General features: G+C 44.3%; 26 protein-coding genes and 2 tRNA genes. 10 read left to right on the top strand and 18 right to left on the bottom strand.

Translation table 11 applies throughout. The features are described from left to right. Positions 1-19: 19 nt before the first annotated feature. Positions 20-952, top strand: a complete 933-nt coding sequence (locus tag FRZ54_RS19480) for a glycoside hydrolase family 43 protein (RefSeq protein WP_147033492.1) — start codon at positions 20-22, stop codon at positions 950-952. A 2-nt stretch (positions 953-954) separates the two neighbouring features. On the opposite strand, the gene FRZ54_RS19475 is transcribed toward FRZ54_RS19480, so the two are convergent. Together FRZ54_RS19475 and FRZ54_RS19470 are read right to left on the bottom strand one after the other, a co-directional pair. After that, positions 955-2,304, bottom strand: coding sequence for an FAD-binding protein (locus FRZ54_RS19475; RefSeq protein WP_147033491.1), 1,350 nt, complete (start codon positions 2,302-2,304; stop codon positions 955-957). An 8-nt stretch (positions 2,305-2,312) separates the two neighbouring features. Then, a complete protein-coding gene (locus FRZ54_RS19470; RefSeq protein WP_147033490.1) occupies positions 2,313-2,723 on the bottom strand; it encodes a DUF1801 domain-containing protein in 411 nt (136 codons plus the stop codon). 120 nt (positions 2,724-2,843) lie between these two features. Here FRZ54_RS19470 and FRZ54_RS19465 point away from each other — a divergent pair, with 120 nt between their 5' ends. Then, positions 2,844-3,635, top strand: a complete 792-nt coding sequence (locus FRZ54_RS19465; protein WP_147033489.1) for a carbon-nitrogen hydrolase family protein — start codon at positions 2,844-2,846, stop codon at positions 3,633-3,635. 72 nt (positions 3,636-3,707) lie between these two features. Here the strand turns inward: FRZ54_RS19465 and FRZ54_RS19460 are convergent, their stop codons facing one another. From FRZ54_RS19460 to FRZ54_RS19425, 8 genes are all read right to left on the bottom strand, one after another. Then, positions 3,708-4,463, bottom strand: a complete 756-nt coding sequence (locus tag FRZ54_RS19460; RefSeq protein WP_147033488.1) for a molybdopterin-dependent oxidoreductase — start codon at positions 4,461-4,463, stop codon at positions 3,708-3,710. Further along, the gene (locus FRZ54_RS19455; RefSeq protein WP_147033487.1) at positions 4,435-5,196 is read right to left on the bottom strand and encodes a cytochrome b/b6 domain-containing protein; all 762 of its coding nucleotides are present in this window, start codon (positions 5,194-5,196) and stop codon (positions 4,435-4,437) included. The genes FRZ54_RS19460 and FRZ54_RS19455 overlap by 29 nt, the downstream gene beginning before the upstream one ends. A 131-nt stretch (positions 5,197-5,327) precedes the next feature. Beyond that, positions 5,328-6,782: a hypothetical protein gene (locus tag FRZ54_RS19450; RefSeq protein ID WP_147033486.1), complete on the bottom strand. Its 1,455-nt coding sequence runs from the start codon at positions 6,780-6,782 to the stop codon at positions 5,328-5,330. A 107-nt stretch (positions 6,783-6,889) separates the two neighbouring features. Further along, positions 6,890-7,132: a hypothetical protein gene (locus FRZ54_RS19445; RefSeq protein ID WP_147033485.1), complete on the bottom strand. Its 243-nt coding sequence runs from the start codon at positions 7,130-7,132 to the stop codon at positions 6,890-6,892. A gap of 2 nt (positions 7,133-7,134) precedes the next feature. After that, complete coding sequence (locus tag FRZ54_RS19440) at positions 7,135-7,584, bottom strand: cold-shock protein (protein WP_147033484.1); 450 nt, start codon at positions 7,582-7,584, stop codon at positions 7,135-7,137. A 6-nt stretch (positions 7,585-7,590) separates the two neighbouring features. Further along, complete coding sequence (locus FRZ54_RS19435) at positions 7,591-7,782, bottom strand: cold-shock protein (RefSeq protein WP_147033483.1); 192 nt, start codon at positions 7,780-7,782, stop codon at positions 7,591-7,593. Positions 7,783-8,117: 335 nt separating this feature from the next. Continuing rightward, a complete protein-coding gene (locus tag FRZ54_RS19430) occupies positions 8,118-8,687 on the bottom strand; it encodes a hypothetical protein (protein ID WP_187359677.1) in 570 nt (189 codons plus the stop codon). A gap of 380 nt (positions 8,688-9,067) precedes the next feature. Further along, positions 9,068-10,183, bottom strand: a complete 1,116-nt coding sequence (locus FRZ54_RS19425) for a WD40/YVTN/BNR-like repeat-containing protein (RefSeq protein WP_147033481.1) — start codon at positions 10,181-10,183, stop codon at positions 9,068-9,070. A 102-nt stretch (positions 10,184-10,285) separates the two neighbouring features. Between FRZ54_RS19425 and FRZ54_RS19420 the strand changes: the two genes are divergently transcribed. Together FRZ54_RS19420 and FRZ54_RS19415 are read left to right on the top strand one after the other, a co-directional pair. After that, on the top strand, positions 10,286-11,176 hold the full coding sequence (locus FRZ54_RS19420; protein ID WP_147033480.1) for a winged helix-turn-helix domain-containing protein: 891 nt from the start codon (positions 10,286-10,288) through the stop codon (positions 11,174-11,176). Positions 11,177-11,559: 383 nt separating this feature from the next. Further along, complete coding sequence (locus FRZ54_RS19415; protein WP_147033479.1) at positions 11,560-12,009, top strand: DUF4262 domain-containing protein; 450 nt, start codon at positions 11,560-11,562, stop codon at positions 12,007-12,009. 131 nt (positions 12,010-12,140) lie between these two features. Here the strand turns inward: FRZ54_RS19415 and FRZ54_RS19410 are convergent. From FRZ54_RS19410 to FRZ54_RS19400, 3 genes are all read right to left on the bottom strand, one after another. After that, positions 12,141-12,225 (bottom strand) — tRNA-Leu (locus tag FRZ54_RS19410). Between the two features lie 49 nt (positions 12,226-12,274). Further along, positions 12,275-12,350: transfer RNA gene (locus tag FRZ54_RS19405), tRNA-Gly, on the bottom strand. A gap of 92 nt (positions 12,351-12,442) precedes the next feature. Further along, on the bottom strand, positions 12,443-12,925 hold the full coding sequence (locus tag FRZ54_RS19400) for a regulatory protein RecX (RefSeq protein WP_147033478.1): 483 nt from the start codon (positions 12,923-12,925) through the stop codon (positions 12,443-12,445). A gap of 58 nt (positions 12,926-12,983) precedes the next feature. Here FRZ54_RS19400 and FRZ54_RS19395 point away from each other — a divergent pair, with 58 nt between their 5' ends. From FRZ54_RS19395 to FRZ54_RS19385, 3 genes are all read left to right on the top strand, one after another. Continuing rightward, positions 12,984-15,446 carry a bifunctional UDP-N-acetylmuramoyl-tripeptide:D-alanyl-D-alanine ligase/alanine racemase gene (locus FRZ54_RS19395; RefSeq protein WP_147033477.1) on the top strand — a complete coding sequence of 821 codons (2,463 nt, stop codon included), beginning with the start codon at positions 12,984-12,986 and terminating at the stop codon, positions 15,444-15,446. Between the two features lie 28 nt (positions 15,447-15,474). Continuing rightward, positions 15,475-16,437 (top strand): hypothetical protein, encoded by a 963-nt coding sequence (locus FRZ54_RS19390; RefSeq protein WP_147033476.1) that lies wholly within the window; start codon positions 15,475-15,477, stop codon positions 16,435-16,437. 104 nt (positions 16,438-16,541) lie between these two features. Further along, positions 16,542-17,135 carry a DUF502 domain-containing protein gene (locus tag FRZ54_RS19385; protein ID WP_147033475.1) on the top strand — a complete coding sequence of 198 codons (594 nt, stop codon included), beginning with the start codon at positions 16,542-16,544 and terminating at the stop codon, positions 17,133-17,135. Here the strand turns inward: FRZ54_RS19385 and FRZ54_RS19380 are convergent. The 4 genes from FRZ54_RS19380 to FRZ54_RS19365 form a co-directional block, all read right to left on the bottom strand. Then, positions 17,109-18,356, bottom strand: coding sequence for a TCR/Tet family MFS transporter (locus tag FRZ54_RS19380; protein WP_147033474.1), 1,248 nt, complete (start codon positions 18,354-18,356; stop codon positions 17,109-17,111). The genes FRZ54_RS19385 and FRZ54_RS19380 overlap by 27 nt on opposite strands. A 106-nt stretch (positions 18,357-18,462) precedes the next feature. Next, positions 18,463-19,131, bottom strand: a complete 669-nt coding sequence (gene lepB / locus FRZ54_RS19375) for a signal peptidase I (RefSeq protein ID WP_147033473.1) — start codon at positions 19,129-19,131, stop codon at positions 18,463-18,465. A gap of 2 nt (positions 19,132-19,133) precedes the next feature. After that, positions 19,134-19,841, bottom strand: a complete 708-nt coding sequence (locus FRZ54_RS19370; protein ID WP_147033472.1) for an LOG family protein — start codon at positions 19,839-19,841, stop codon at positions 19,134-19,136. Positions 19,842-19,871: 30 nt separating this feature from the next. Beyond that, entirely contained in the window at positions 19,872-21,350 is a 1,479-nt protein-coding gene (locus FRZ54_RS19365) for a sodium:solute symporter (protein WP_147033471.1), read from the bottom strand. 161 nt (positions 21,351-21,511) lie between these two features. On the opposite strand from FRZ54_RS19365, the gene recR reads away from it, so the two are divergent. From recR to FRZ54_RS19350, 3 genes are read left to right on the top strand one after another with little or no spacing between them, the layout of a single operon-like run. Next, complete coding sequence (recR, locus tag FRZ54_RS19360) at positions 21,512-22,129, top strand: recombination mediator RecR (protein ID WP_147033470.1); 618 nt, start codon at positions 21,512-21,514, stop codon at positions 22,127-22,129. 3 nt (positions 22,130-22,132) lie between these two features. Continuing rightward, positions 22,133-22,966 carry a glycosyltransferase family 2 protein gene (locus tag FRZ54_RS19355; RefSeq protein ID WP_147033469.1) on the top strand — a complete coding sequence of 278 codons (834 nt, stop codon included), beginning with the start codon at positions 22,133-22,135 and terminating at the stop codon, positions 22,964-22,966. Next, positions 22,953-23,768 carry an SDR family oxidoreductase gene (locus FRZ54_RS19350; protein ID WP_147033468.1) on the top strand — a complete coding sequence of 272 codons (816 nt, stop codon included), beginning with the start codon at positions 22,953-22,955 and terminating at the stop codon, positions 23,766-23,768. Before FRZ54_RS19355 ends, FRZ54_RS19350 begins: the two co-directional genes overlap by 14 nt. A 594-nt stretch (positions 23,769-24,362) precedes the next feature. Here FRZ54_RS19350 and FRZ54_RS19345 read toward each other — a convergent pair. Next, complete coding sequence (locus FRZ54_RS19345) at positions 24,363-24,749, bottom strand: hypothetical protein (RefSeq protein WP_147033467.1); 387 nt, start codon at positions 24,747-24,749, stop codon at positions 24,363-24,365. Positions 24,750-24,820 lie beyond the last annotated feature (71 nt).

The raw sequence follows: 24,820 nt of genomic DNA, 5'->3' as shown, positions 1-24,820 counted from the left end.
TTATTATAGATTTGCATTTATGAAACGTGTTTTTGCTTCTTTTACTCTGCTGATGACCATGTCGGTTGCGGCCCTTGCGCAGGATAACCCGATAATCCAGGGCTGGTATGCCGACCCTGAAGGCACTAAATATGGCGATACCTATTGGGTATTTCCCACCTATTCAGACGCTTACAATAAACAGGTATTTTTTGATGCCTTTTCGTCAAAGGATCTTAAGCATTGGGAGAAGCATCATGATGTACTGGACACCGCTGCTGTAAAATGGGCAAAACGTGCCATGTGGGCGCCTGCTGTGCTGCAAAAGGATGGCAAGTATTATTTCTTTTTTGGAGCGAACGATGTTCACCAGGGCGAAGTTGGTGGGATAGGCGTGGCTGTTGCTGATAAACCGGAAGGTCCTTACAAAGACCTTTTGGGCAAACCATTGATCAGCGACATCGTAAACGGAGCGCAACCTATCGACCAGTTTGTTTTTAAGGATAAAGACGGTTCCTATTATATGTACTATGGCGGCTGGGGACATTGTAATGTGGTAAAACTGAAAAATGATTTTACAGGGATTGAGCCATTTGCCGACGGAACGTTATATAAAGAAATTACTCCTAAAGGGTATGTTGAGGGACCATATATGCTTTACCGCAACGGTTACTACTACTTCATGTGGTCGGAAGGGGGATGGACCGGACCGGATTATAAAGTAGCCTATGCGATGTCCAAATCACCATTCGGGCCGTTCAAACGCCTGGCTACTGTATTACAACAAGATCCAGCGATAGCAACCGGTGCGGGGCATCACTCTGTTATCCATTCTGTAAGCGATGACAAATATTACATTGTCTATCACCGCCGGCCGCTTGGCGAAACCGGTGCTAACCACCGCGTAGTATGTATCGATCAGCTGTTTTTTGACAAGGATGGACATATATTGCCGGTAAAAATGACGAAGTAGACTTAACTATATAGGTTGTGTTCTAAAAATGCATTCCTGAATTTGCCGTGCGGGTCATATTCTTCAACAAGTTTTTTGAAGTCGTCCAGTTTCTCGTACCGTGATTGTAACACTTTCGGAGCGATGGTAAATATCTTTCCCCAGTGTGGCCGGGGGGTAAAAGGTGCAAGTTCTTTTTCTATTAACGGCAGCAATTTCATCACCGCTTCGGTTTCCTGTTTCCAGGTAAAGTGAATGGTTACTGAAGTTTGATTATGGCATGGGCTCATCCACAGACCGTCGGCAGCTATCGTTCGTATCTCCGTAATGAACAGGTGCGGGCCGATCTGTTTGCCCAATCGCGACACAGCCTCAATAGCCTCCACAGCGTGCTGTATTGGTACAAAATATTCCGATTGCAATTCCTTGCCGCTGCTGGGCGTAAAGCCCATTTTAAAATGTGGCAACCGTTCGTACCATGGTCCCGGTACACCCATCTGTTCGGTACAGCTTTCGGCTGAATGATCTATAATTGGGTGCAGGTTTTTGGTTGCTGCTTTGGCCCCATAAAATTCCGGCTGGTTTTGCTCTTTATCAGTGCTAACCTTGCTTTTGATCCATACCTCGTTTATTGAATCGCTTTGCCAGTCTGTAAAAAGGCTCACGCTGTACCCGGCAGACATGATCTGTTCAAAATGCTGCTTTAATTGAGACATCGGCAACTTTAAAAACACCCGTTGTGCCACCTGGTAAGTGGGCTCAATTTTCAGGGTAACCTTGGTGATCAGCCCCAATGCGCCCAGCCCGACAACAGCACCATTAAACTTATCGCCGTCTTTTTCTTTTGACAGATGGGCAATGCTGCCGTCCGCTTTAACTATCTCTAAAGCTGTAACTGCCGAAGCCAGGTTGCCATTTTTGATACCCGAACCATGTGTTGCCGTGGTGATCGACCCGGCTACAGATATATGCGGCAGCGACGCTAGATTATGGAGTGCAAAACCATGTTGTTGCAGGTAAGGGGCAAGTTCGCCGTATTTGATACCGCCCTCAACAGTTACCGTGTGCGCTTTGGTATCAATGGAGACTACCTTGTTCATATCCCGCGTACAAACCAGGTCGTCCTTGCTATCAGCTATCATATTGAAGCAATGGCGCGTACCCAAAGCCTTCATCTTCGGTAGCTTTTTCACTAACTGTTGTACTTCGGCCACAGTTTTTGGGTATTGCACATTGCCCGTGCTGTAGGTGAGGTTGCCGGCCCAGTTTTTTAGCCGCTCCTGTTCGTTTGAAAATGCCATAGTTCCCAAAAGTGCTAAAAATGGCGTTGCCGCCAAAGCCGCACCCATTTGTATAAATTTTTTTCTTTTCATCCTGTTTTTTATTTATCAACCAGTTTCAGCCAGTCTGTTATGATCTTTTGCAAATTCTTTTCCTTTGATCTGACATCGTCCATATCCTTAAAAACATGGATGCGCCTGCCGTCTTTATAATCTCCTTCTAAAAAACCGGTGGTATCGTTCACCTTTGCCCCGCTCGGAAAAACGAGCATGATCCGCCCTTTGAACAGGTTAAAAACAATGATCTCCCTTTTATACTCCTTCGGGTCAAAGGGCTTCATTTCACCGGTGTAGAAAAAACTCGGGTTGTTCCATTTTATCCGCTCGCCAACTTCGGGGTCGCTGGAAAGGATAATTTGTCTCAACTCCCGGATAATATCCCTTAAACCGGGTTCCAGTTTTTCAATATGCATCGTTACTTCTTCCTGGTCGGTCAGCTTAGTTTTTGACATAATGATATCCCGAATGAGGTAATAATTAGTTATTCTAAGATAGACATATTGCGGCAACAAATTTGAGCCTGTTGCCTTAAACCTTTAGATTTGTTTGTACTATCGGAGCATCCTTTTAAAATGAAAATAGCCCTGGCCTCGCCGCCTTTTCCAACATCTTTAAATGATAGCCTGAAGCAGGCCGAACTGCTGGTCAAAGAAGCCGCAGGACAACGAGCAGAGATCGTCTGTTTCCCCGAGTCGTATGTTCCCGGTTACCCGGGTATGGGTTTTAACGCTGAAAAATGTTCAGCCGGGCAATTAAGATCGGCACTGGATAAAATTCGGGCGGTGGCTGCAGAAAATGGCATTGCGGTTATCATCCCGATGGATTGGTATGAAGGTGATGATTTGTTGAACGTTGCGCAGGTAATTTCAAATAAGGGCGACCTTTTAGGCTACCAGGCCAAAAATCAGCTTGACCCGACTGAAGATAACATTTGGACAGCAGGCAGCACGCGCAGCATTTTTGAAGTGAACGGCGTAAAGTTCGGTATAACAATATGCCACGAGGGTTTCCGTTACCCCGAATCTGTCCGCTGGGCGGCACAGCGCGGCGCTCAAATCGTTTTTCACCCGCATTGTACGGGCAGTGATATCGCTGGTCCCGAACTTACTGAATGGGGCCATAAAGACAATCCCTACTATGAAAAAGCTATGATGATGCGTGCTATGGAAAACACCGTCTATTTTGCCAGCGTAAATTATGGCTTCCGTTATCCTGAATCAGCCAGTTCGGTCATAGCGCCGGATGGCAGATGTTTAGCATATCAGTCTTATGGTAAATCGGGGGTTATCGTCGTGGATATTGATACCGAAAAAGCTACCGGATTGCTGGCAAAGAGGTTCAAAAACGAGTTGTACCGGCATTGAATTGATGTTCCGAAGGCGTGAGAGTGCGATACTTCAGTGGCAGAACCTGCCGAACATTAATATGCGGGGCGCTCAGATGCCCACATACCACGACCAACCCGCCGGTATATCACCGTTAGCATCTACAAATTTATCGGTCACTACTATCCGGTGCACATATTTAACACTTTTATAGCCTATCTGGGTTTCAACCCTGAGCCTTAGCGGTGCACCGTGCTGAATGGGCAGGTTTTCGCCATTCATGCTATGGGCCAGTATAGTTTGCGGATGAAAGGCGTCGAGCATGTCAATACTTTCGGCATAATTATCGTAGCCATATAAGCTTACACAGCGCGCTGCCGGTAAAATACCGGCATGCTGCAGTACAGCGCTAAGGGGTATTCCGCTCCATTCGGCAATGGCGTTCCAGCCTTCTTCGCAGGTATGGCGGGTAATTTGCGTGCGCTGCCCCAGCTTTTTAAGGTCGTCCATGCTGTACTTGCACGGTTTGGCTACGAAGCCTTCAACCGAGAGCACAAAATCTTTAAAATTATTTTGCTGCAGGGCACGGTAATCTTTATTGTAGGAGAACTTGATCTCCGGGTTTGCCGGGTTAATGGTTCCCGTCGCCGGAAACGAGGATATATCGCTCTTCCCGTATTCCTTAGCCAGCGACTGACCGGGCAGCAGTGTCCGCTGGGCGATGTAAGTAAAAGCATCGCCCATGCGCAGGATATTGCCGTACGTTGGCGGCATCGGCTTTTTGAAACAGCCGGTCAGTAGCAGACCACCGACGGAGGTTAGCCCGGTATAGATCGCTTTACGCCTGTTGATCAGTTTTTTTTCCATTTCTTTTACCAATTGTAATAGCCAGTATATTTTGTTTGAATCCCGACCGCACAACCATTACGATATGCACCAGCAGGAAGAGTATTAGCGCAACCGAAGCAAAAAAATGAATAGTGCGCGCCGACTGCACCCCGAAAAATATTTTGGTCAGGAACGGATACCCGGCCGTTATAGCAGGCGACATGGTCATGCCTGTCAGAGCTATTAACGGCAGCAGGAAGAAGATGACACTAAAATAAGTGCATCGCTGCAGTAGTCCGTATTGTGAGCGGTTCCCGGATAAGGTTTGCCTGCGGAAATGTGCCACCAGATCGTGCCATAGCAAACCCGGTTTAAGCTCTTTGATCCGCGGCCAGATATTGCGCCTGAAATGCCCTGTGAAAAAGCCCGCCAGTAAATAGATGACACCGGTAATCACCAGGAACCATGCAGCCAGAAAGTGCGTGCTGCGGCCCCAGCCATTCTGGTTGAAAATGTCATAAGTTCGCCCGGCGGTTACCGGTGAGTTAGCCGTTTTAAAGAAAGCTTCGCTTTTTTCCCAGCCGCCATGGTGATAGTTTCGGCTTATGGGTAACTCGAACAGGGCAGGGGTAAGATCATTACCAACTTCGCCCCAATATAGCCTTGGGTGCGACATCAGGATCACAAACCCGCTGAACGATAATGCAAGGAAACTCAGGGTGATAATGAAATGGCTGCCTTTAACCCAGCGTTTGTGGCGAATGCTTTCCATTCTGTTGGTTATAAAGGTTTGAATATAAGAAAAATTCGGAAGACTGCAAGCAGACCCATATGAAAATGGAAGGAGTAGGGCGGGAATTTAAACCGTCCACTGTTTTCAACTATTACCAATAAAAAATTGATTTACCTTTCCACCCTTACATCCGCTGTCGTCCCCGGTTTAATGACTATGATGGCATAGGAAATTTTATTCCCCGTTTCATCGGTCTCCTTCTTCAACTGGTATAATATGCCATTGGCGTACGCTTTGCGGTAATCCCCATAAAACATAGCTTTCCATTTAAGGGCTTGTTTGCCATCATTGCTCAATGCAGATTGGCGATTACTAAGGTGGCTCAGGTCGATATTGCTATTCAAAACGGGCAAATGTTTGATGACTGCCGATCCGTCTCCGTTCATCCTGAACACCGTACTGATAGTTCCCGTTCGCGCGTCGGGCGAAACACCCATCAAACCTTGAACGATACCCTCGACGACGCTGAACGAAACTTCGGGATATTCCCGGCGCGGCGTAGCCGGGTCCGAAAGGTAAAGGATGCATTTTCTTGCTTCATCCCACAGCCCGTTTTTATAAAACAGGTAAGGATAATAGGAAGTGTTCTCGATATTCGCATAGTTGGCGGCCATGTGTGCCACCGTCTTTTTCAGGCGCGTTGTATCTCGTAAAGCATCGAACCAAACCAGGAATGTTTCGCCTGGGTCCTTTGCAAATTTTCCGGAGTCTCCGTATAGGGTGTTGTATTGCCCGGCCTGGGCGTCCCACCAGTCACTTTCAATACGCCTGCGGTATGTTTCAGCTTTGCGGGCATAATAAGCCGCTTCCTTTTTTAACCCTTTGCAGGCAAGTATATCCGAATAGGTAAGCAGGCCCCTGTACAGACCGGCCACCAGGTCGATACCCGATTTGAGTTTGGGTATGCCTTCGGAATAGGATGGAAGACCCCTGCACGTGCTAAAGGCGTCCTTTTCGTTGAACGGAATAGCCTTGTTTGGATGGATGGGCCGTGTCAGCAACGAATCGGCGGCAAGCACCCACCTGTCAATATATTCCCTGGCTGTTTTCTGCTGAAAATTAACTAAGGCTGAGTCATTGATATACCGCTTATCGCCTGTCCAAAGGTAAAGGCGCCAGGAGGCATACAGAACATCGAAATTAGCCGGAAGATTGTACCAGAATTCCCGGTCGTTCCTGTAATCTTCCGGAGCAGCCTTACCCCATTTGTTGATTTCCCAATACGAGCACCAATCCTTTGCCGCCGATATATTGCGGGCAAAAAGGCCGATCATGTTATAGTTTTCACGGCTCAATCCCAATATCCCGGCCCCAATGCATTGATGGGATACGTCGCGCATGCAAAAGGCATACCGCGAAGGCAGTGCGGCCTCATACCAGGGGCCAACCGCATCTGAGTTGTTGCCCTTGTAGCGTAGGGCCATACCTTTGGCCCAGGCGAACGCCTTTTCTAAATTTTTATCTGATGAAGTAAAAGATACGTCCGGCCGTTGTGCCGCGCCTGTAAATGAAAATAAAATAAACAGCAGTAAAATACAGCTTGTCCTGCAGATATTGTTCGGCATAATCCAGGTTGTATAAGCGTGCAAAATAATAAAAGCCGGTCATTCCGACCAGCTTTCGTGCATTTTGAGTTTTGTTTGGCTAATAACCGGTTATTAGCCGGTTCGGGTTAGCGTAGCCAGGAGCTTTTAAGAATCTTATATTTTTCAGTTTCTTTCAAAGTCAGGCTCAACAAGATATTCATCGATTTTCCATCGCGGCCGCTAAAGGCATAATTGCTTTTTTGCGCCGTTTCGAAAAACTGGATGGAATACTGATCTTTTAAGAGTGGGTTGTCTTTTACTATTTCTGCAAACGTTGTTCTGAAATTTTCCTTTTGCGCTGCCGACGCCGTTGTTGTTTTGCTTACCACGGTTATTTCTTTTTTACTTTGATCGCAGACAGGCCTTTCTGGCCCTGCTCAGTTTCAAAAGTAACCATGTTGTTTTCCTTCAGCGGCTCGGTTAAAGCATTAATATGCACAAAAATGCTTTCCTGTGTTTGCAGGTCCTTGATAAAACCGTAACCCTTTGATTCGTTGAAAAAGCTTACAACACCATTTCTCACGGTGTCAACAGGTATGTCCGTTTGCTTGGCAACGCCAACCTGGATATCTTCTGCATTAACCTTTATCTTTCTTGAAGGGTCGGGCGGGGTCGACGTAATATTTCCATACTCGTCAATATAAGCCATCATGTCTTCAAGGCTTTTACCCTTGCCGGCATTAGCTTTTCGCTCCTCAGCCTTTTCCTTTTTGTCCCTTGACTTTTTTTGACGGGCTTTTTCCCGCTCTTTTTTACTAAATGTTTCTGTTGATCTTCCCAATTCTGTTTATGCTTTTTTTACGTTAACCGCGCTCGGACCTTTTTTACCTTCTTCCACATCGTAACTAACCTGGTCGTTTTCGCGGATCTTATCGATCAGGCCTGTAACGTGCACAAATACTTCCTTGCCGCCACTGGCAGGGGTAATAAAGCCGAAACCTTTTGACTCATTAAAAAATTTTACTGTTCCTGTTGCCATTATTTTGTTTGTTAAGGTGGCAAGGTACGTTTAATTCCCCGGATAAATGAAAAGTCAAAGCAGAAAGAAAAATAGCATCAGAAAATACCTATTTTAAGTATGGAAATAGGGGGCAATCAAAACAACAAAAGCTGGTATTTTTATACCAGGCCTTCCGTTCGATTCCAAATGTATTCGGCCCTGCGATAGGGTCGGGCGCTTCCTTAAGTCGAACCCTGATTTAAAGCGATACCCGCCACTCAGTTCACCAGCTTACCTGCAACCCATTTTCGTAACAGATTGTCGTTTGCTGTTGAGCTGCCGATTATGAAGAATTTATTGGTGCTTAGCGCTTGTTACGAATTTATTTTTTCTCTTATTACTCCTTCCTTTTTTATATAGTTGGAGTGAAAGAAATAGCTATCCGTAGCGGTTTTAACAATATAGCCGGTATGAAAATCAAGGCCAATAATAAAAACAGAGTTGACCGGCTGTTTAGCTAAATAACTATTCAATTTGTTAAGGCTGTAAAATGACCTAATCTCAACGCAGAGTTTTTTGATCATGTCTCCGGAACGGCATTCAGCAAGTTCGACCCGATCGATCTTAAAACCCAGGTCTGTTAAGGTATTGGTTACGAAATATCCACAGGCAATGCTGCCTGTTTTAGGTTGCCGTGTAGCCCCATAAAAACCCCAGGGTGTACCGGCCCAATAATTATAAATATCCTCATCTATCAGTTTGAACAGATAATTACCAATATCCGTTGTTGGATTTTTAATCAAAAGGTTTTTATTGCGATCGACAGTTTTCTTAAATTCATCATAAGTGACTTTGTTATAGGTGGTTGATTGCGTGTTTTGATAATTGCCACTAACAAATGCTGTAATAACAAGTGATGTATAAAGTAAAATTGATTGTGACAAATGCATAAATTGTAATGGTTTAGGACGTGTGGTAACTAAGGTAAGGAAATGTTATCAATTCTGCATCGCAACTAAAGCCGGCAAATTTATAGCTTGATATCGACGCAGGACCGACCCAGGCAGCTATGGAGGTATTTACTCCTGGTACTTGCCCGAGCACGGAGGGAGGTAACATGGTTAACACAATTTTGTATATTATTTATATAATAATCTGATTGTTAGTGTTTTATATTAAAATAGTCAAAAAATGTGTTAACCATGGTTACCCTCTTTTTTTCCACTAAAATACCGGTGTCATTTAAATGATATTTCTTATCGCTGCAAAGTGTTGTAAACGAGGGCGAACAGATCGCAATATTTATTTCTGAGGTTGGAATTTTTCAACATCCTTTATTTGGTATGGCATAGATCACGTTCCCTGAAACAGATAAATCGAAACCAAAATTCCCTATAGCAGGAAGTGACAATTTTTCCCATGTTTTGCCCATATCAGATGAACGGAATATTTCATCTGAGCGACCACATATTAAATATTTACCCATTTGTTTGATGGATGAGATGTCCGATGAAGATTGAACTAAGCCTATTTTTCCCATTAACGAATTACTCCACGAGGGTTGCAGCTCTTCACCTATTGTATTCCAGGTTTTTCCATTATCCCGTGAAATGTGTACGCTGTTTGAATGGGCTATTTTGTTATTTACTATTGCAGCAAATCCTCCATCTATACGTTCCACAGCGATGCCGGCATCCCCTTCACTGATCACACGGACCCAGCTTTCGCCGTCGTCGGTCGATCTTAATATTCCCTGTGAACTGGAAGCCAGGAGTACACCGTTTGACTCTGCTATTTTCATCACCCAGCCTCCAACAGGCACGTATTTCCAGGTTTTTCCACTGTTATTGGATTTATAAAGGGCATTGTTGGAGCCGATGAAAACTGTGCCTCGCGTAGTTTCAAAAAGGCTGCTTACTTGTTTCTCTTTATAATTCTTGTACATCCAATCTATTGTTCTGTTAAGGCGTACGGCTTCCTCCTGAAAATTTGCGTACACGGGCGACCATTCACTTCTTCCGTTTATTTTCTTTAAAAATTGCCCCCTGAAATCATATGCAAATATTCCATTATTGCCAGGGGCAATGTTACGCTGTGGGCCGGATAGAACCTCTTTTGTCCAAAAAGGAGTTGTGGAATTTGGTTCGCTGTGATAGACCCCATTTCCGGCACGCAGATAGAGCCCCCGGTCATTTGCCAATAAGCCATCTCTCCATACCCCTTCTCTCTGCAAATTTTCAGGCAGCCCCTTGCTAATGTCCTGCCATGTTTGTCCGCCATCAGTGGATCTGAAAATAATTGGCACATGCGCTGATTTAGTTCCTTTAGCTGTTTTCTCCCACGCTTTCTTTTCTTTTACTACAAAAGAATTTAATAGAAATAGTACCACGAGGATAGCCGGAGCAAATACAAGTGATCTTTTGATTTTTTTATTTTTCATATCTTTTTAGTTTGATTCACCAAAATTACTTTGATATTTTTCGGCCTGCAGAATCAGGATTGTAAATAAAAATGTAACCTTTGTAAATAAATCGTAAACGGTATGGTTGATCGCCTAAAACTCCTCTCCCGGAAACGCAGGTATCTTTTAGGATTGATAATACTCCTGTCTATCTCCATGACTTGTGTAGCTTTATACATAGGAGGAAATGACGATTTTGATATGGCCCGGAGGGAAGTATTGCTACGTAAGGTTGGGGATGAACTGCTTTCACAATCGGGCGACCATACCTCAAGGGTGCTTCCGGTAAAAAAGATCGCCGAAAATGAATACCGGCTTATGTTCGAAAAGGACCTGACTTTTCTGCCGGATTCACTGGTAAGTACTACCAGGCGTGTGTTAGCCCGGGACCCGCTCGCAAGCGATTATGTTGTTAATGTCCTGAACAACGGCACATCCGGTGTAACCTATGGCTTTGCCATGTCGAAAAACAAAAAGAATGATATTATAGCATGCAGAGGAAGAAAACAACCAAAAGCAGCTTATACGATCGATATCAAATTCAAACCGGCGGGCATAAATACTGCTAAAACCGGATATCTGCTGGGCAGTATGGCATTTTTAGCATTTGTCGGTCTCATTTTTTTAAAACCTGTTAAACAACAGAGCGCCTCATCTAAAGGTCAGGTTACCGGGACATTCACTTTTGGCACGGTGCTATTTGATACACGTAACAGGCAACTGGTAATCAATAAAACAACCATAGACCTTACCGGAACAGAAACGCGCCTGTTGCGCATTTTCGCATTATCTCCTAACGAAATTATAGAGAGAAGCCGGCTGCAAAAGGAGATATGGGAGGATGAAGGTGTTATTGTGGGACGAAGTTTGGACATGTTTATATCAAAGCTTAGAAAAAAGCTGGAAATTGATCCGAATATCAAAATTGTTGTTATTCGCGGCAAGGGATATAAGCTTGAAATTAGTGTTTAAGAAAAACCTCCCGACCCAAAACTGATCTTATAAACTTCAATCAGGCATTCGTAAGACTTTATAATGAACCACTAAAATGGTATCATAAAACCTGATTGAATATAACAACAAAGCCGGTATTTTTATACCAGGCTTTGTACGCTTAAAGATACAACTTTCGGAACATTTTTTAGAGGAGATAGAGCTTTTTGCACGTTTAATCGCATAAAATGTGTAAGGCGATGGGAAGAATATCTAAACATTTTTATGAAGATTTAAAAGCATTACTATTATTGACTTAATCGGGTCGTCTGGTTAAAATCAATATTTGCTTTTCAGTTTTTTAGAAGGTTTGCTAAGTCGCAAAGCTTTGGTGGTGTCAGGTTTACTTTATCATAAATACAGTGGACGATAAAAGGAAAGAAGATTATTTTAATAATGTTTTTAACAATATTAAAAATAATGGATATCATACAACAGCTGTACTTGAAGAAATTGATTTTACTCCTTTTGCATATTCAACCGGCATATTTAAAAATTTTAAAATACCAGAACTTTTTATCTCAGGACTTGGGCCAAATTTATCTGGAGAATTGATTGAAAACTACGTAAGCAAATTCAAATTCAGCCAAGTGCCGTTGAATAGGAAGATTCAAAACTTGAGCGATCGGTTTGCTGTTTACTTTATCAGCTTGAAAAATTCGGCCATTGCGGAGTATGCCCTCACTTCAGTAAAATTTTACGAGAATCGCAATTATGAATATTTACAACTTATTTTTCCAGATCTAAATGGAAAATTTCCAAATGAAGTAGGTTATAACTATGACCAAAAAGTATTAGGAGATTTGAAGTAACTGTTGCAAATAAAGGGTTGCTCCAAATTGGTCGCAATTTTCAACTTCATTCTAAAATGGTTCAAGTATTCAACTTAAACAACTCAACTAAAATGTTTTTAAAATAATAAAGCCCCTTATCGGGGCTTTTGTACTCAGAGCGGGAATCGAACCCGCACTCCTTTAACGGGAACAGGATTTTAAGTCCTGCGTGTCTACCAGTTCCACCATCTGAGCATGGGGTTACTTTTAAAAACAAATCCCTTCTTTTTGGTGGAAGGGATTGTGGAGCGAAAGACGAGATTCGAACTCGCGACCCCGACCTTGGCAAGGTCGTGCTCTACCAACTGAGCTACTTTCGCATATTCGCTAAACTACTTTTGCGCTTGCGGAGTGCAAATATAGAGAGAAATGGCTATTCTGCAAGCACAAGAATTAATTTTTTTGAAAAAACCTATAATTCATTGTCTTTCAGAACGTCCGACACAAGGTCGCCTTCATATCCCCGGCTCATGGCATACTGCTGCAACTTATAACGGCGCTTATAAGGTTCTTTTTCTTTTATCAACGGCAATTTTTTTTCGATGATAGACCCCAGCGTCTTCAAATACTCATCGCCGTCGATACTGTTAAGTGCTTTTTTTATCAAAGGCTCCGAAACCCTTTTTAGTTTTAAACCTTGTTTTATTTTGATCTTTCCCCAACCTTTTTGCCTGAACTTACCGGTAGCATAGGCTACTGCAAACCGGGCCTCGTTCAGGAAATTACTTTCTATCAAACGGGTGATAATATGTTCAACCTGGTTTGGGTAAAGCCCCCATTCGTACAATTTATCCCGCACTTCCTGCTGCGAGCGCTCCTGGTAGGCGCAGTAATTTTCGGCCTTTGCCAGGCCAACTTTTTCGTCGGTTATTTTGTTGGGTTTGGGTTGGTCCATCAAAACCAAAATTCGTTAAAAATTCTTCTATTGGCAGAAATATAAGCAAATTCGTAGCATGCTAAGCAATCACTACCCGGTAACAGCAGTTAAAGATATTATAGGCGCCGGCGGCACAATTGTAAAGGAAAATACCATAAGCGTATTGCTTACGGACAGCCGCCGGATAACCAATGCCGCCGAAGGGTTGTTCTTTGCTTTAAGCGGGCGCCGCAACGGGCACGAATTTATTGCCGAGGCCTATGCAGCAGGTGTGCGTAATTTTGTGGTGACGCATCAAACCGAAATAAAAATGCCGGAAGCTAACTTCCTGTTAGTAGGCGATGTGCTGGGCGCACTGCAAAAACTGGCGGCTTATCACCGCAGCCGTTTTAAGCTGGAAGTGATAGGCATAACAGGCAGCAATGGTAAAACCATAGTGAAGGAATGGCTATACCAGTTACTTACCCCGGATAAAAATACAGTAAGAAACCCCAAAAGCTATAACTCGCAGATAGGTGTACCGCTTTCGGTATGGCAGATAAACGACAAGGATGAACTCGGTATTTTTGAGGCCGGTATATCTACCGTGAATGAAATGGATAAGCTGGAGGCGATCATAAAACCTTCAATTGGTGTTTTGACACATATCGGGCCGGCCCACGACGAAGGATTCGAAAGCAGGCGGCAGAAAGTGCTCGAAAAGCTGAAACTTTTCAAACACGCCCGGCTGCTGATTCACAATTATGATCAATTGGTCGGATACGAAAAAGATATACCGGTAAAAGAAAGGTTTACCTGGAGTACGAGGTTCAAACAGGCGGATCTGTACGTTTTTACCGAAACCGTCATCCGGCGCAATTTCTACCTGAGGGCGATTTATAAAGAGAAAGAGATAGAATGCCTGATTCCGTTTATGGATGAGGCGTCGGTGGAGAATGCCATAGTTTGCTGGGCCACCATGCTTGCAATGGGCTATAGCCCCGCTGCGGCCGATGACAGGATAGAGCGCCTGAACCAGGTTAGTATGCGGCTGGAACTGAAGAACGGTATCAATAACTGTTCGGTGATTGACGATACCTATAACTCGGATGTGCAATCGCTGGAGATAGCGCTGAATTTTTTGAACCAGCAGAACCAGCACCCGAAAAGAACATTAATATTGTCGGATATATACCAGTCGGGTTTGCAGGATGATATATTGTACAGCCAGGTTGCAGACATGATCGAAACGAAGGGCATCAACAAGTTTATCGGTGTCGGCGAAGCTTTGGATAAATACAGGGATAGCTTTACCGTACCGGAAAAATATTTTTACAAGGACACCAACACCTTACTTCAGCGGCTGAAGGAGCTTAAGCTTGATAATGAGACCATCCTGATCAAAGGTTCGCGCAGTTTTGAGTTTGAACGTGTGAGCCAGGCGCTGGCGCTGAAGGCTCACGAGACGGTGCTGGAGATAAGCCTGAATGCCCTGCTGAACAACCTGAACTTTTACCGCGCAAAACTGAAGCCGGGCGTAAAAGTGATGGCTATGGTAAAGGCCTTTTCCTATGGCAGCGGCACGTTTGAAGTGGCGAACATGTTGCAGTATAATAAGGTCGACTATCTAGCGGTAGCCTATATCGACGAGGGCGTGGCGCTGCGCGCAGGTGGAATTACCCTGCCGATAATGGTACTTAACCCCGAGGCCTCGGCTTTTGATAAACTGGTCGAAAATAAACTGGAACCGGAAATATTCAGCTTTGGACTATTGGACGAATTTGTCAAATATGCCCAAACGAGCGGCCTCAGCAATTTCCCTGTCCATATCAAGATCGATACCGGTATGCACCGGCTTGGTTTCGAGGAGCATGATGTCGATATACTTTGCGACCTGCTCGAGGAGAACAAATACATATGGGTACAATCTGTATTCTCGCACCTGGTAGCCAGCGATGCTGAAGAGCACGACGAATTCACAAAGAAGCAGATCAGGACATTCGAGTGGGCCTATAAAAAAATTGAACAGGCGCTGGGTTACAAATTCATTAAGCATATTGCCAACACGTCGGGCATTACGAGGTGGCCGCAGGCACAATTTGATATGGTGCGTCTTGGTATTGGTCTTTATGGGATTGATACGGCCCTGCCCGAAGGTGCGAACGGTTTGCAACCTGTTGCGACACTAAAGACAAGCGTTTCACAGGTACGAAAAGTCCAGGCGAACGACACCATAGGCTATAATCGCAATGGGAAGCTGGCAAATGGCGGCAAAATAGCAACCGTACGTATTGGTTACGCCGACGGCTACCTGCGCTCCTTTGGCAACGGGGTAGGCAAGATGCTGGTAAATGGCGAATATGCGCCTACAGTTGGTAATATTTCCATGGACATGTGTACACTGGATGTGAGCAACATTGATGTGCGTGAAGGCGACGAAGTGATTGTATTTAACGACGAATTGAAAATTGAAGAACTGGCACGCGAAATAGGTACCATCCCCTATGAAATATTAACCAATGTTTCGCAGCGGGTAAAAAGAGTGTATTTTTACGAATAGGAAATTAAGTCTTAAAAATATTCCTGAAATGGTGGACTTTTTCTTCAACCCTAAGAAACCTATATTCCTCAATAGTTATGAGCGACCAGAGTTTACCTGCAACGGAACAGTTGACAGTTATATATATAAAATATGGCGAGAATGGCCTGGTGAAGACTATATTCAATCATATGTGACGCCTAATGCTCAATATTTTATTAAATTAAATGAATTCGGCAAAATAGATTTTATTCAAGTTCACAAGGACTTCAATAGCGGAAGAATTTACGTTAAAAGAAAAGGGCACGAAAAGCAAACCAGAGAAGAACCGGTTGCCTATTACAAGCAGTTTTATTCCGGCGGTACGTCTTTTGCTTATGATGCATATAATAGAATTGTTAGGCATGCCACTGAGAAAATATATAGAAATAATTTATACTATTCCAGCGAAGCTAATTTTTATTACGACTATGACAATAATATGTATTCTACATTCCAAGGTAGTAGGCAGGAATATGATAAGTCTGGCCGCATGTTAAGTACAACTATCGATGATGGCTCAGAATTTTGCTATGAAAAACGTGTTTTTAAATACGACGAGGAGGACCGGGTGGTAAAACTTGTAGAGCACGGTTATTTTGTTGATATGGATGATAGCGGTAATGGCAACTTTGTAATTGATGTTGACAAAGGCGTTCAAATACTTTTTGATATAGAATACAGCTACAATTTGACAGAAGCCGGAGAGATAGAATGTGTTTGTAAAACAACTGATTTGCAAGATAACATTACGCATAAAGAGCAGATTTTTTTTAATGAGTTTGGTTATAAGCGATGCCATAGAGTATATGATTCCAACGACGAACTTAACATCGTCTACTATTTTGATTTCATTTACGATGTCCATTTAAATTGGGTGAAATTAACTGTTAGTACAGAGTTCAAATCATCGGGCAAGCGGAATATAAATTCTATATATGAAAGAGCGATTCAATATAGAAAGGGCTTTTAAATGATGAAGCCAACAAAGTAAAAGGAACGATTTTTCGACTAAAAGAATGTTATACGTTTTATCCTGATTTAATAAAGTCAAATTATACTTAATTACCTGCCGCTATGAGAAAGATATTCGGAGCTCTGCTTAATTACTTCGTGAAGGGACTGATCATCGTAGTGCCCGTAGGCGCCGCGGTTTTCCTGATCTTTTGGGCAGTATCCGGGATAGACAGCGCCCTCAACCTCAGCGGATTTTTTTTGACAGACGCCAAAGGCCGCCCCATTTATATCCCGGGCCTGGGTATATTGAACGTTGTCATCATCATATTGATTGCAGGCATACTGGTTACCAATGTAATTACCGACCCCATAAAACGCTGGCTTAACCGGTGGATAAACCGGCTGCCTATTTTTAAATTCCTGTACTCGTCCATCAAAGATCTGACAGAAGCTTTTGTAGGCGAAGAAAAGAAATTCAGCGAACCTGTTTTGGTCGAGATCAATGAATTCGGGGTTAAGAAGATAGGATTTTTGGTGCAGAAAGATCTTTCCAAATTAGGTTTACCCGGCGATGTTGCCGTTTATTTTCCCTGGTCGTATTCCTTCGCGGGGCAGGTAATCATCATCTCTTCCGACAAAGTAAAACCAATTGACAAAAGCGCCGCTGATATGATGAAGTTTGTTATCTCAGGCGGCGTCAGCGGGCTGGATTGAGGGGTTTTTCCTGAAATTTACGGCTGCAAGCCAAACGCTGATCAGCATTAAAACGGCCCCAAGTATATAAGGCGCGCCGGGGAAATAAACCAGCGAGTTTTTGGCCGTAAAATACCTGAATACATAGCTCATGAGCAGGGGACCTATGACGATGCTCAGGCTGGAAATGCTGTTCAGTATCCCTTGCAGTTCGCCCTGTTCGGTTTTGCTTACCTTGTTGCTGATCAGTCCCTGCAACGCCGGGCCCGAAACACCGCCAAGGCAGTAGGGGATAAGGTACACATACACTTGCCATCCGTAGCTGGAAAAAGCGAGCAGGGTAAGGCCGAGCGCGTAGGATAAAAGCCCGCCAATAATATTCATTTTAAGCCCGAATTTGGGTATCAGCCAGCGGATGAGGCCACCCTGTATACCTACCAGTAACACACCGATGAAAAACCCCAGTATGCCCACGCTGTATAGCTGCCAGTTGAATTTTTCGTACACAAAAAATGAAAGGATATATTCAACCGCTTTTTGCGCAATATAAACCAGGGTAAAAGCTACAAGCAGACCTGCAAACGATCCATAACGGCCGATGGTTTTTAAAGCTCCCACAGGATTGGCCCGTTTTAACTCGAACTTGCGGCGGTGATCTTTATCCAGTGATTCGGGCAAAACGAAATAGCCGTAGGCTGCATTGATGAGTGCCAGGGCCGCTGCCGCCATAAAGGGGAACTTGATATTGATAGCGCCAAGGAGTGCTCCTGCTGAAATGCCGACGATAAAACCTAATCCTGATGCAGCACCTACCAGGCCAAAATTGGACGAACGCTTGTCGCCCTCGCTGATATCGGCGATGTAGGCCGTCGCGGTAGAGGTTGTAGCACCGGTTAGACCGGCAATAAAACGCCCGACAAAAAGCCAGCCCAAAGTAGGGGCAAAGGCCATAAACAGGTAATCTATACCAAACCCAAAAAGCGATGCCAGTAATATGGGCCGGCGCCCGTAACGGTCGCTCAGGTTGCCCATAAATGGCGAGAATAGGAACTGCATGGAGGCGTAAGTGCCGGTCAGCAATCCGTTGTATTCAGACGCTTCGGAATTGCTGAAATGCCCGAGCGTTTCAAGCAGTTTTGGAAGCACCGGTATAATAATACCCAGCCCCAGCATATCCACGAAAATGGTGACGAAAATAAATCCAAGCGCTGCGGAGCGTTTTAACTTAGGTGTTTGATCCATGTTTAAAGACAGAAAACACCTGAAATTGAAGGATGTTTAAACGGCATAGTTTAGTTTGAAATAAAGCGCCTAATATAGCTTTTATGATATAAAATATTTCATTTTACTATTTCCCCATCACCGTTGCAATGATCTCATTCTCCTTTACAAATCCAAGATACCGGGAATCGTAAGCATTGTGCCTGTTGTCGCCCAATACGAACCAGGATTTTTGAGGCACTTTGACCGGGCCGAAATTATCCTGGTTATACCCCGATTTCGTGAAAGACAAAAGCATTCCCGAGTCGGCCTCGAATCGGGGCACAGTTAATCGCCGCAGTTTAAAATGATATTTTTTCATATCAGCGAGCGAACAGGTAATATTTCTAAGGCTATCGTCGAAATCGTAAACGGGGTATTGATATTTGCTTACATCATCTTTAATGCTTTCCAGTTGTTTTTTTGTAATGCGGTATTCGTTCCAAACATACGGCTCGTCTAATTTCCGGTTGTTTACATAAACATCACCATATCGTATCTCCACACTATCGCCTGGTTTTGCAATGCAGCGAAATATCGATACATATGACATTCCCCGTCTTTTAAAGCACACAAATGCGTTTATGGCAGGCTTTTTAAGGCTCGACGCGGTAACCATTTGCCCCGGGGTTATCGCCGGTGAGTTTGAAGCGGATGTGATACGGTAAAAAACGATAATATGCATCACCCGCGCCGTGATCCACATGCCTAATATGGCAGCACATATGATGATCAGGACGATGATGCCTCTCTTCATTTTTAAAAATTCGGTTTCAATACATATTTATCGTAGAAACGGAAGATGTGTTCGGTGGCCTCTTCTGCGGTGTCAACCACGCGGTAAAGGTTCAGGTCATCGGGACTAATCGTATGCTCCTGCTCAAGCATCTTTTCTTTCACCCAATTGAATAGACCGCTCCAGTAATCGACACCGACAAATACGATGGGGAACCGCGCTATCTTACCCGTTTGTATCAGCGTTATGGCTTCGAACGATTCATCCATCGTACCAAATCCGCCGGGCAGGATAATAAAGCCCTGCGAGTATTTCATGAACATGACCTTGCGGATAAAGAAGTAATCAAACTCCAGTAGTTTATCCCTGTCTATATATTTATTGTGGAACTGCTCAAAAGGCAGTTCAATATTCAGGCCCACTGACTTGCCTCCGGCTTCGTAAGCGCCTTTATTGGCAGCTTCCATAATACCGGGGCCGCCGCCCGAAATAACACCGTAGCCGCGTTCGGTCAGCAACCGTGCGGTGTCTTCGGCCAGTTTATAATATTTATTGTCGTTATGTGTGCGTGCCGAACCAAATATGGAAACGCAAGGACCTATTTTAGCCAGTTTCTCGAAACCGTCGACAAATTCGGCCATGATCTTGAATATCTGCCACGAGTCGGTAACTTTTATTTCCTGCCAGTTCTTATTTTCAAATGCTTGTCTTATTTTCTCTTCACCGGTCATACCCAATTGTTGAATTATAGATTTATTGAATTATTGATTTACTGCCTTCCGGGTTGAGGTTGCCAGCAAGCCGGCAAATGTAATTGATCCGTTCACAATGATAAGTTCATTGTCGAAAACATACCCGCCCAGCCATTCGGCAGAGTGCAAACTTAGGAAATAACAGGCTATCGGCGATATGATACAAATAAAAGGTACCAGTTTGTCTTTCACCTGCCTGTTACCCATAAAAAGGCCGAAAGAATATAAGCCAAGCAGCGGCCCGTAAGTATAGGATGCCACCTTGAATATTGCGCTTACCACCGCATCATTATTAATGGCATTAAAAATAATAATGGTTAAAAGCATCAGCCCCGACAGGGCTATATGTACCAAATGTCGGGTTTTCACCATGGCCCTGGTGTTCAGGTCTTTCTTTTTGCCGAACCCTAAAAAATCGACACAAAACGATGTTGTTAATGCTGTTAAGGCCGAATCGGTTGTTGCGAAGGTGGCGGCTGTCAACCCAAGCATAAAAACCACAGCTGGTATCACCCCAAGGTATTTCAACGCGATGGTAGGGTACAGGTAGTCCGTTTTTGCTACCGTGATGCCATATTTGGCTGCGTAGATATAAAGCAATGCGCCCACGCTCAGGAAGAAAATATTGATGATAACGAACACTCCTGTAAAGCTGAACATGTTTTTTTGCGCCTCTTTGATAGTACCCATGCTCAGGTTTTTCTGCATAAGGTCCTGGTCGAGACCCGTCATACCGATGGTGATGAAAAGCCCGCCCAAAAATTGCTTGCTTAAATGCAGGTGGTTGCCCATAAAATCATTCAAAAAGAATATTTTGGAATAGCTGCTGTTTTTGATCGCGTCGGCTGCTTCAAAAACATTCATGTTAAGGCTGCGGCAGATAAAATAGATCGACAGGAATACCGACGATACCAGGAAAAAAGTTTGCAGGCTGTCGGTAATGATAATAGTTTTCAAACCGCCTTTGAACGTATACGACCATATCAGCAACAGGCATATTAATACGGTAACCGCAAAGGGAATATGATAATTATCGAAAATAAACCGTTGTAGCACGATCACTACCAAATAAAGCCGGAACGATGATCCTATTGTCCTGCTGATAAGGAATATGCCGGCTGCAGTTTTATAGCTCCACTGCCCCAAAGCATGTTCGATATAACTGTAAATGGAGGTCAGCTTCATACGGTAATACAGCGGAAGCAATACGGTCGCGATAATGATAAACCCTGCCGCATTGCCCAATACGAATTGGAAATAAGCAAACTGGTCGCCCGAGGGCGCGCCCACCTTGCCCGGCACCGAAATAAAAGTCACGCCGCTCAGCGCGGTCCCTATCATCCCGAAAGCCACCAAATACCATTTGGAATTACGGTTGGCCACAAAGAAGGTATCATTATCAGACGATTTCCGCGATGTGAGCCACGAGATAACAAGCAGTACTAAAAAATAACCGATGATGAATGTAAGCAGTATAGCTGGTGACATGTGTTTTGTTTAGTCCGGGAGTCCGCATAAGTCGGAAAGTCCGGAAGATTATCATACACTATTTCGTTGAGGGCAATTTATGTATAAAAAATAAATTCCAACCCAAACTTTCGGACTTATGCAGACTTTCCGACTTCCGGACTATTCACTACATTCGCAACATGAACTTTTCGTCGAAGTTGCTGGAGAATGCAGTGGCCGAATTTGCCAAACTGCCGGGGGTGGGACAGAAGACCGCTTTGCGACTGGTGCTGCATTTACTTAACCAGGACAAGCCGGATGTGGAGCGTTTTAGCCATGCTATCAGCAAACTGCGTAACGAGATACAGTTTTGCCGCGTTTGCCATAACATATCGGATCTGCAGGTGTGCGAGATATGCGCTTCCCCAAAACGCGACCATTCGTTGATATGTGTGGTAGAAGATACACGTGACGTAATGGCTATACAGAACACTGATCAGTATAATGGAGTGTATCATGTGCTTGGCGGCCTGATATCGCCCATGGACGGAATAGGGCCGTCGGACCTGCAGGTGGACACTTTAGTTGAACGTCTAAAAGGAAATGATGTTAAAGAGGTTATCTTCGCCCTGAGTGCAACCATGGAGGGGGATACCACCATTTTTTACCTGCATAAAAAATTAAAAGATTTCAACATAAACATCTCAACCATAGCACGTGGCATAGCTTTTGGTGGTGAATTAGAGTACGTGGATGAGGTTACTTTAGGACGTTCTATCGTAACCCGTGTCCCATACGAAAATTCACTGTCAAAGTAAGGCATGAAACTATCGGTAATCTTTATCAATCACAATTCGCGCAACGGGCTGCGTTTGGCGTTGAACACCCTGTTCAAGGCAAAAAGCAGTGTGTCTTTTGAAGTTATCGTGGTTGATAATGCGTCCGCTGATCGTTCCCTCGAAATGCTTTCCTTCGAGTTTCCTAAAGTGCAGATCATTGCCAACAGCAGGTACGAAGGGATATCCAAATGTTACAATAAAGCCATCCGCGCCGCCAATGGCGATTATGTATTATTGCTGAGCCCTTACTCATTGACCGAAAGCAACGTGCTGGAAAAATTGTCCAATTTTATGGATCAGCATCCTTTAATAGGCGGCGCCAGTATACGGGCCGTGGATTACAAAGGCGATTACCTGCCGCAATCCAAACATAGCCTCACCAATGCATGGGCAAGATTCCTGAAGTTTGCGGGCCTGGCCTCGTGCTTTCCTAAGTCAATCTCAAATGAACACAGGCGGGCCGACTGGGTTGAAGAGTTTGAAACATCTGAAGTGGACGTGCTGTACGCGGATAACATGCTGCTGCGCAAATCGGCAATTGCGAAAACCGGCTTTTTCGACGAACGCTTTAAAAGTTACGGACACAACATCGATTTGGCCTACCGCCTGCGGCAGCAGGGCTTCAAAACTTACTTTTATTCAAAAACATATATCATTCAGTTACCGGGCAAGGTTATCAGCAAATTTAGCTGGGATCGCATGAGCCATTTTTATGGCGCTATGTTTATCTTCGCAGCTAAATTTTTGTTTAAACTGCCTGTGATCAACATCCACGACATAGGCGAAATTTACCCTTCGCAGTATGAAATTGAATGATAAAGTAGTCATTATCACCGGGGCATCATCAGGGATAGGCAAGGCGCTGGCAATTGAGTTTGCAAGTCGCGGAGCCGATCTTGTGGTAGCCGCCCGAAACTATGTGGCCCTTTGCGAACTTACCGAAAGCCTCATCAATAAATACCACATTAAGGCTGTTGCCGTGCAGTGCGATGTGTCGGTAGAAGAGGACTGCGATTACCTTATCAAACAAGCCATACTCACCTTTGGCCGTATCGATGTGCTGGTGAACAACGCCGGTATCAGCATGCGCGCGCTGTTTAAGGATGTCGACCTGAAAGTGCTTAAATCTATCATGGATATCAACTTTTGGGGCACGGTCTACTGCACCAAATACGCCCTTCCACACCTGCTCAAAACCAAAGGCAGTGTAGTTGGTGTATCATCAGTAGCAGGGTATAAGGGACTGCCCGGCCGCTCGGGTTACTCGGCTTCCAAATTTGCCATGAACGGCTTCCTCGAAGTATTACGGGTCGAAAACCTGCACAACGGCCTCCACGTGCTTACTGCCTGCCCGGGCTTTACTGCATCCAACATCCGCAATGTGGCGTTGGCTAAAGACGGCAGCCAGCAGGGCGAAACCCACATGGAAGAAGAAAATCTGATGACCGCCGAAGAAGTGGCCAAGCGTATTACCGACGGCGTCGAAAACCATACCCGCACTCTCATCATGACCCGCCAGGGCAAACTGGCGGTACTGCTCAGCAAATTCGTGCCCGCTTTTGTCGATAAGATGGTTTATAAAACGTTTGCGAAAGAGAAGGACTCCCTGTTGAAGTAGAATACCCAACCCTCTTTGCCACTTGCGGAAGAGAGGGTCGACCATCCGCTGGCTAGCGGAGTCGTCCGTGGTGAGTCAAATTGCCCGCTGCATAGCGAAGATCATCGTCGGGGTTAGCAAATAGTCGCAAATCCCCCGTTACACTAAGTGTTCACGCCGCCACCCTCTTCCATCACTACCAACTTGTAAGTAACTCATTATCAAATTATTGAAAATTTAAAATTCCGAAAGTGTCCCATTTTTTGCACTTTTCGTGAATGCGATTTTATAAATACCGCTGTATATCAGCCTTTTAGGTTTCATCATGCCGGGCAGTTTCGGGGTTTCTTTTCGACGCCAAAACCCACACAAATCAAAAAAAGGCCGAATTAAGCCTATAAAAGACAAATTTAGGCCGATGCTTGTTCAGTAGGCCCGGCTTCGGTGTCGTTCGGTGATAGAAAACAGCACGTGCCCGCGGATTTTATTTCAAGACTTAATACACTTTGCCCGGACACGTAAGTTAGAGTGAACGTTAACGTTTGGACTCGTCAGTTTGGCGTAAGAGAATAACCGGGTTCATCCACTTCGAAGACAATTGCCCTTCGGTTTGGTTTATGCCCCGCCAGGAATAATCTTATCCTGGGTCAATTTTTCCAATACAGTCCTGATCGCTTTGTTTATTACATTGTCATTTTCCATTGAAGTATAGGAATCAATTGAAACTTCAAGCTCACATTTCCATACCGGTTTTTGGGTATCTTTGTCAATCAGCGTAAATTCAAAGGTATTTGCACCACTGCCTGTTTGTGTCTGGTGTACGATCAATGCGGCCTCAGGGTTGTAAGCAGCAATTTTTTTGTTGATATCTTCTTCTGATTCAAGCGATAGCTGGTTACGCACATACGCATCGCACGTAATGCCTTTAAGCGAAAGATTGTTTTTTAGGCCCTCGATAAAATTTTTGCAAAAGATGCCGGCATCTTTGTTGCAATCTGCCACGATATAGATTTTCTTTGGCTGCTTATTGTAATCTGACTTTTTGTTTGAGGCGATATTGACGGTTGAACAAG

This window comes from Mucilaginibacter ginsenosidivorans (assembly GCF_007971025.1).
Lineage (GTDB): Bacteria > Bacteroidota > Bacteroidia > Sphingobacteriales > Sphingobacteriaceae > Mucilaginibacter > Mucilaginibacter ginsenosidivorans.
The sequence above is the reverse complement of the archived record's forward strand: the minus strand, read 5'-3'. Positions and strand labels throughout refer to the sequence as shown.

Excerpts from the sequence above, each read along its gene's own strand:
- FRZ54_RS19460 (WP_147033488.1), bottom strand. The coding sequence starts at position 4,463 with ATGGAAAAAAAACTGATCAACAGGCGTAAAGCGATCTATACCGGGCTA.
- FRZ54_RS19385 (WP_147033475.1), top strand. The coding sequence starts at position 16,542 with ATGAGAAAGATATTCGGAGCTCTGCTTAATTACTTCGTGAAGGGACTG.
- FRZ54_RS19435 (WP_147033483.1), bottom strand. The coding sequence starts at position 7,782 with ATGGCAACAGGAACAGTAAAATTTTTTAATGAGTCAAAAGGTTTCGGC.
- FRZ54_RS19465 (WP_147033489.1), top strand. The coding sequence starts at position 2,844 with ATGAAAATAGCCCTGGCCTCGCCGCCTTTTCCAACATCTTTAAATGAT.
- FRZ54_RS19425 (WP_147033481.1), bottom strand. The coding sequence starts at position 10,183 with ATGAAAAATAAAAAAATCAAAAGATCACTTGTATTTGCTCCGGCTATC.
- FRZ54_RS19390 (WP_147033476.1), top strand. The coding sequence starts at position 15,475 with ATGGTGGACTTTTTCTTCAACCCTAAGAAACCTATATTCCTCAATAGT.
- FRZ54_RS19475 (WP_147033491.1), bottom strand. The coding sequence starts at position 2,304 with ATGAAAAGAAAAAAATTTATACAAATGGGTGCGGCTTTGGCGGCAACG.
- FRZ54_RS19365 (WP_147033471.1), bottom strand. The coding sequence starts at position 21,350 with ATGTCACCAGCTATACTGCTTACATTCATCATCGGTTATTTTTTAGTA.
- FRZ54_RS19480 (WP_147033492.1), top strand. The coding sequence starts at position 20 with ATGAAACGTGTTTTTGCTTCTTTTACTCTGCTGATGACCATGTCGGTT.
- FRZ54_RS19420 (WP_147033480.1), top strand. The coding sequence starts at position 10,286 with ATGGTTGATCGCCTAAAACTCCTCTCCCGGAAACGCAGGTATCTTTTA.
- FRZ54_RS19395 (WP_147033477.1), top strand. The coding sequence starts at position 12,984 with ATGCTAAGCAATCACTACCCGGTAACAGCAGTTAAAGATATTATAGGC.
- recR (WP_147033470.1), top strand. The coding sequence starts at position 21,512 with ATGAACTTTTCGTCGAAGTTGCTGGAGAATGCAGTGGCCGAATTTGCC.
- FRZ54_RS19350 (WP_147033468.1), top strand. The coding sequence starts at position 22,953 with ATGAAATTGAATGATAAAGTAGTCATTATCACCGGGGCATCATCAGGG.
- FRZ54_RS19400 (WP_147033478.1), bottom strand. The coding sequence starts at position 12,925 with ATGGACCAACCCAAACCCAACAAAATAACCGACGAAAAAGTTGGCCTG.
- FRZ54_RS19455 (WP_147033487.1), bottom strand. The coding sequence starts at position 5,196 with ATGGAAAGCATTCGCCACAAACGCTGGGTTAAAGGCAGCCATTTCATT.
- FRZ54_RS19450 (WP_147033486.1), bottom strand. The coding sequence starts at position 6,782 with ATGCCGAACAATATCTGCAGGACAAGCTGTATTTTACTGCTGTTTATT.
- FRZ54_RS19470 (WP_147033490.1), bottom strand. The coding sequence starts at position 2,723 with ATGTCAAAAACTAAGCTGACCGACCAGGAAGAAGTAACGATGCATATT.
- FRZ54_RS19380 (WP_147033474.1), bottom strand. The coding sequence starts at position 18,356 with ATGGATCAAACACCTAAGTTAAAACGCTCCGCAGCGCTTGGATTTATT.
- FRZ54_RS19355 (WP_147033469.1), top strand. The coding sequence starts at position 22,133 with ATGAAACTATCGGTAATCTTTATCAATCACAATTCGCGCAACGGGCTG.
- FRZ54_RS19370 (WP_147033472.1), bottom strand. The coding sequence starts at position 19,841 with ATGACCGGTGAAGAGAAAATAAGACAAGCATTTGAAAATAAGAACTGG.
- lepB (WP_147033473.1), bottom strand. The coding sequence starts at position 19,131 with ATGAAGAGAGGCATCATCGTCCTGATCATCATATGTGCTGCCATATTA.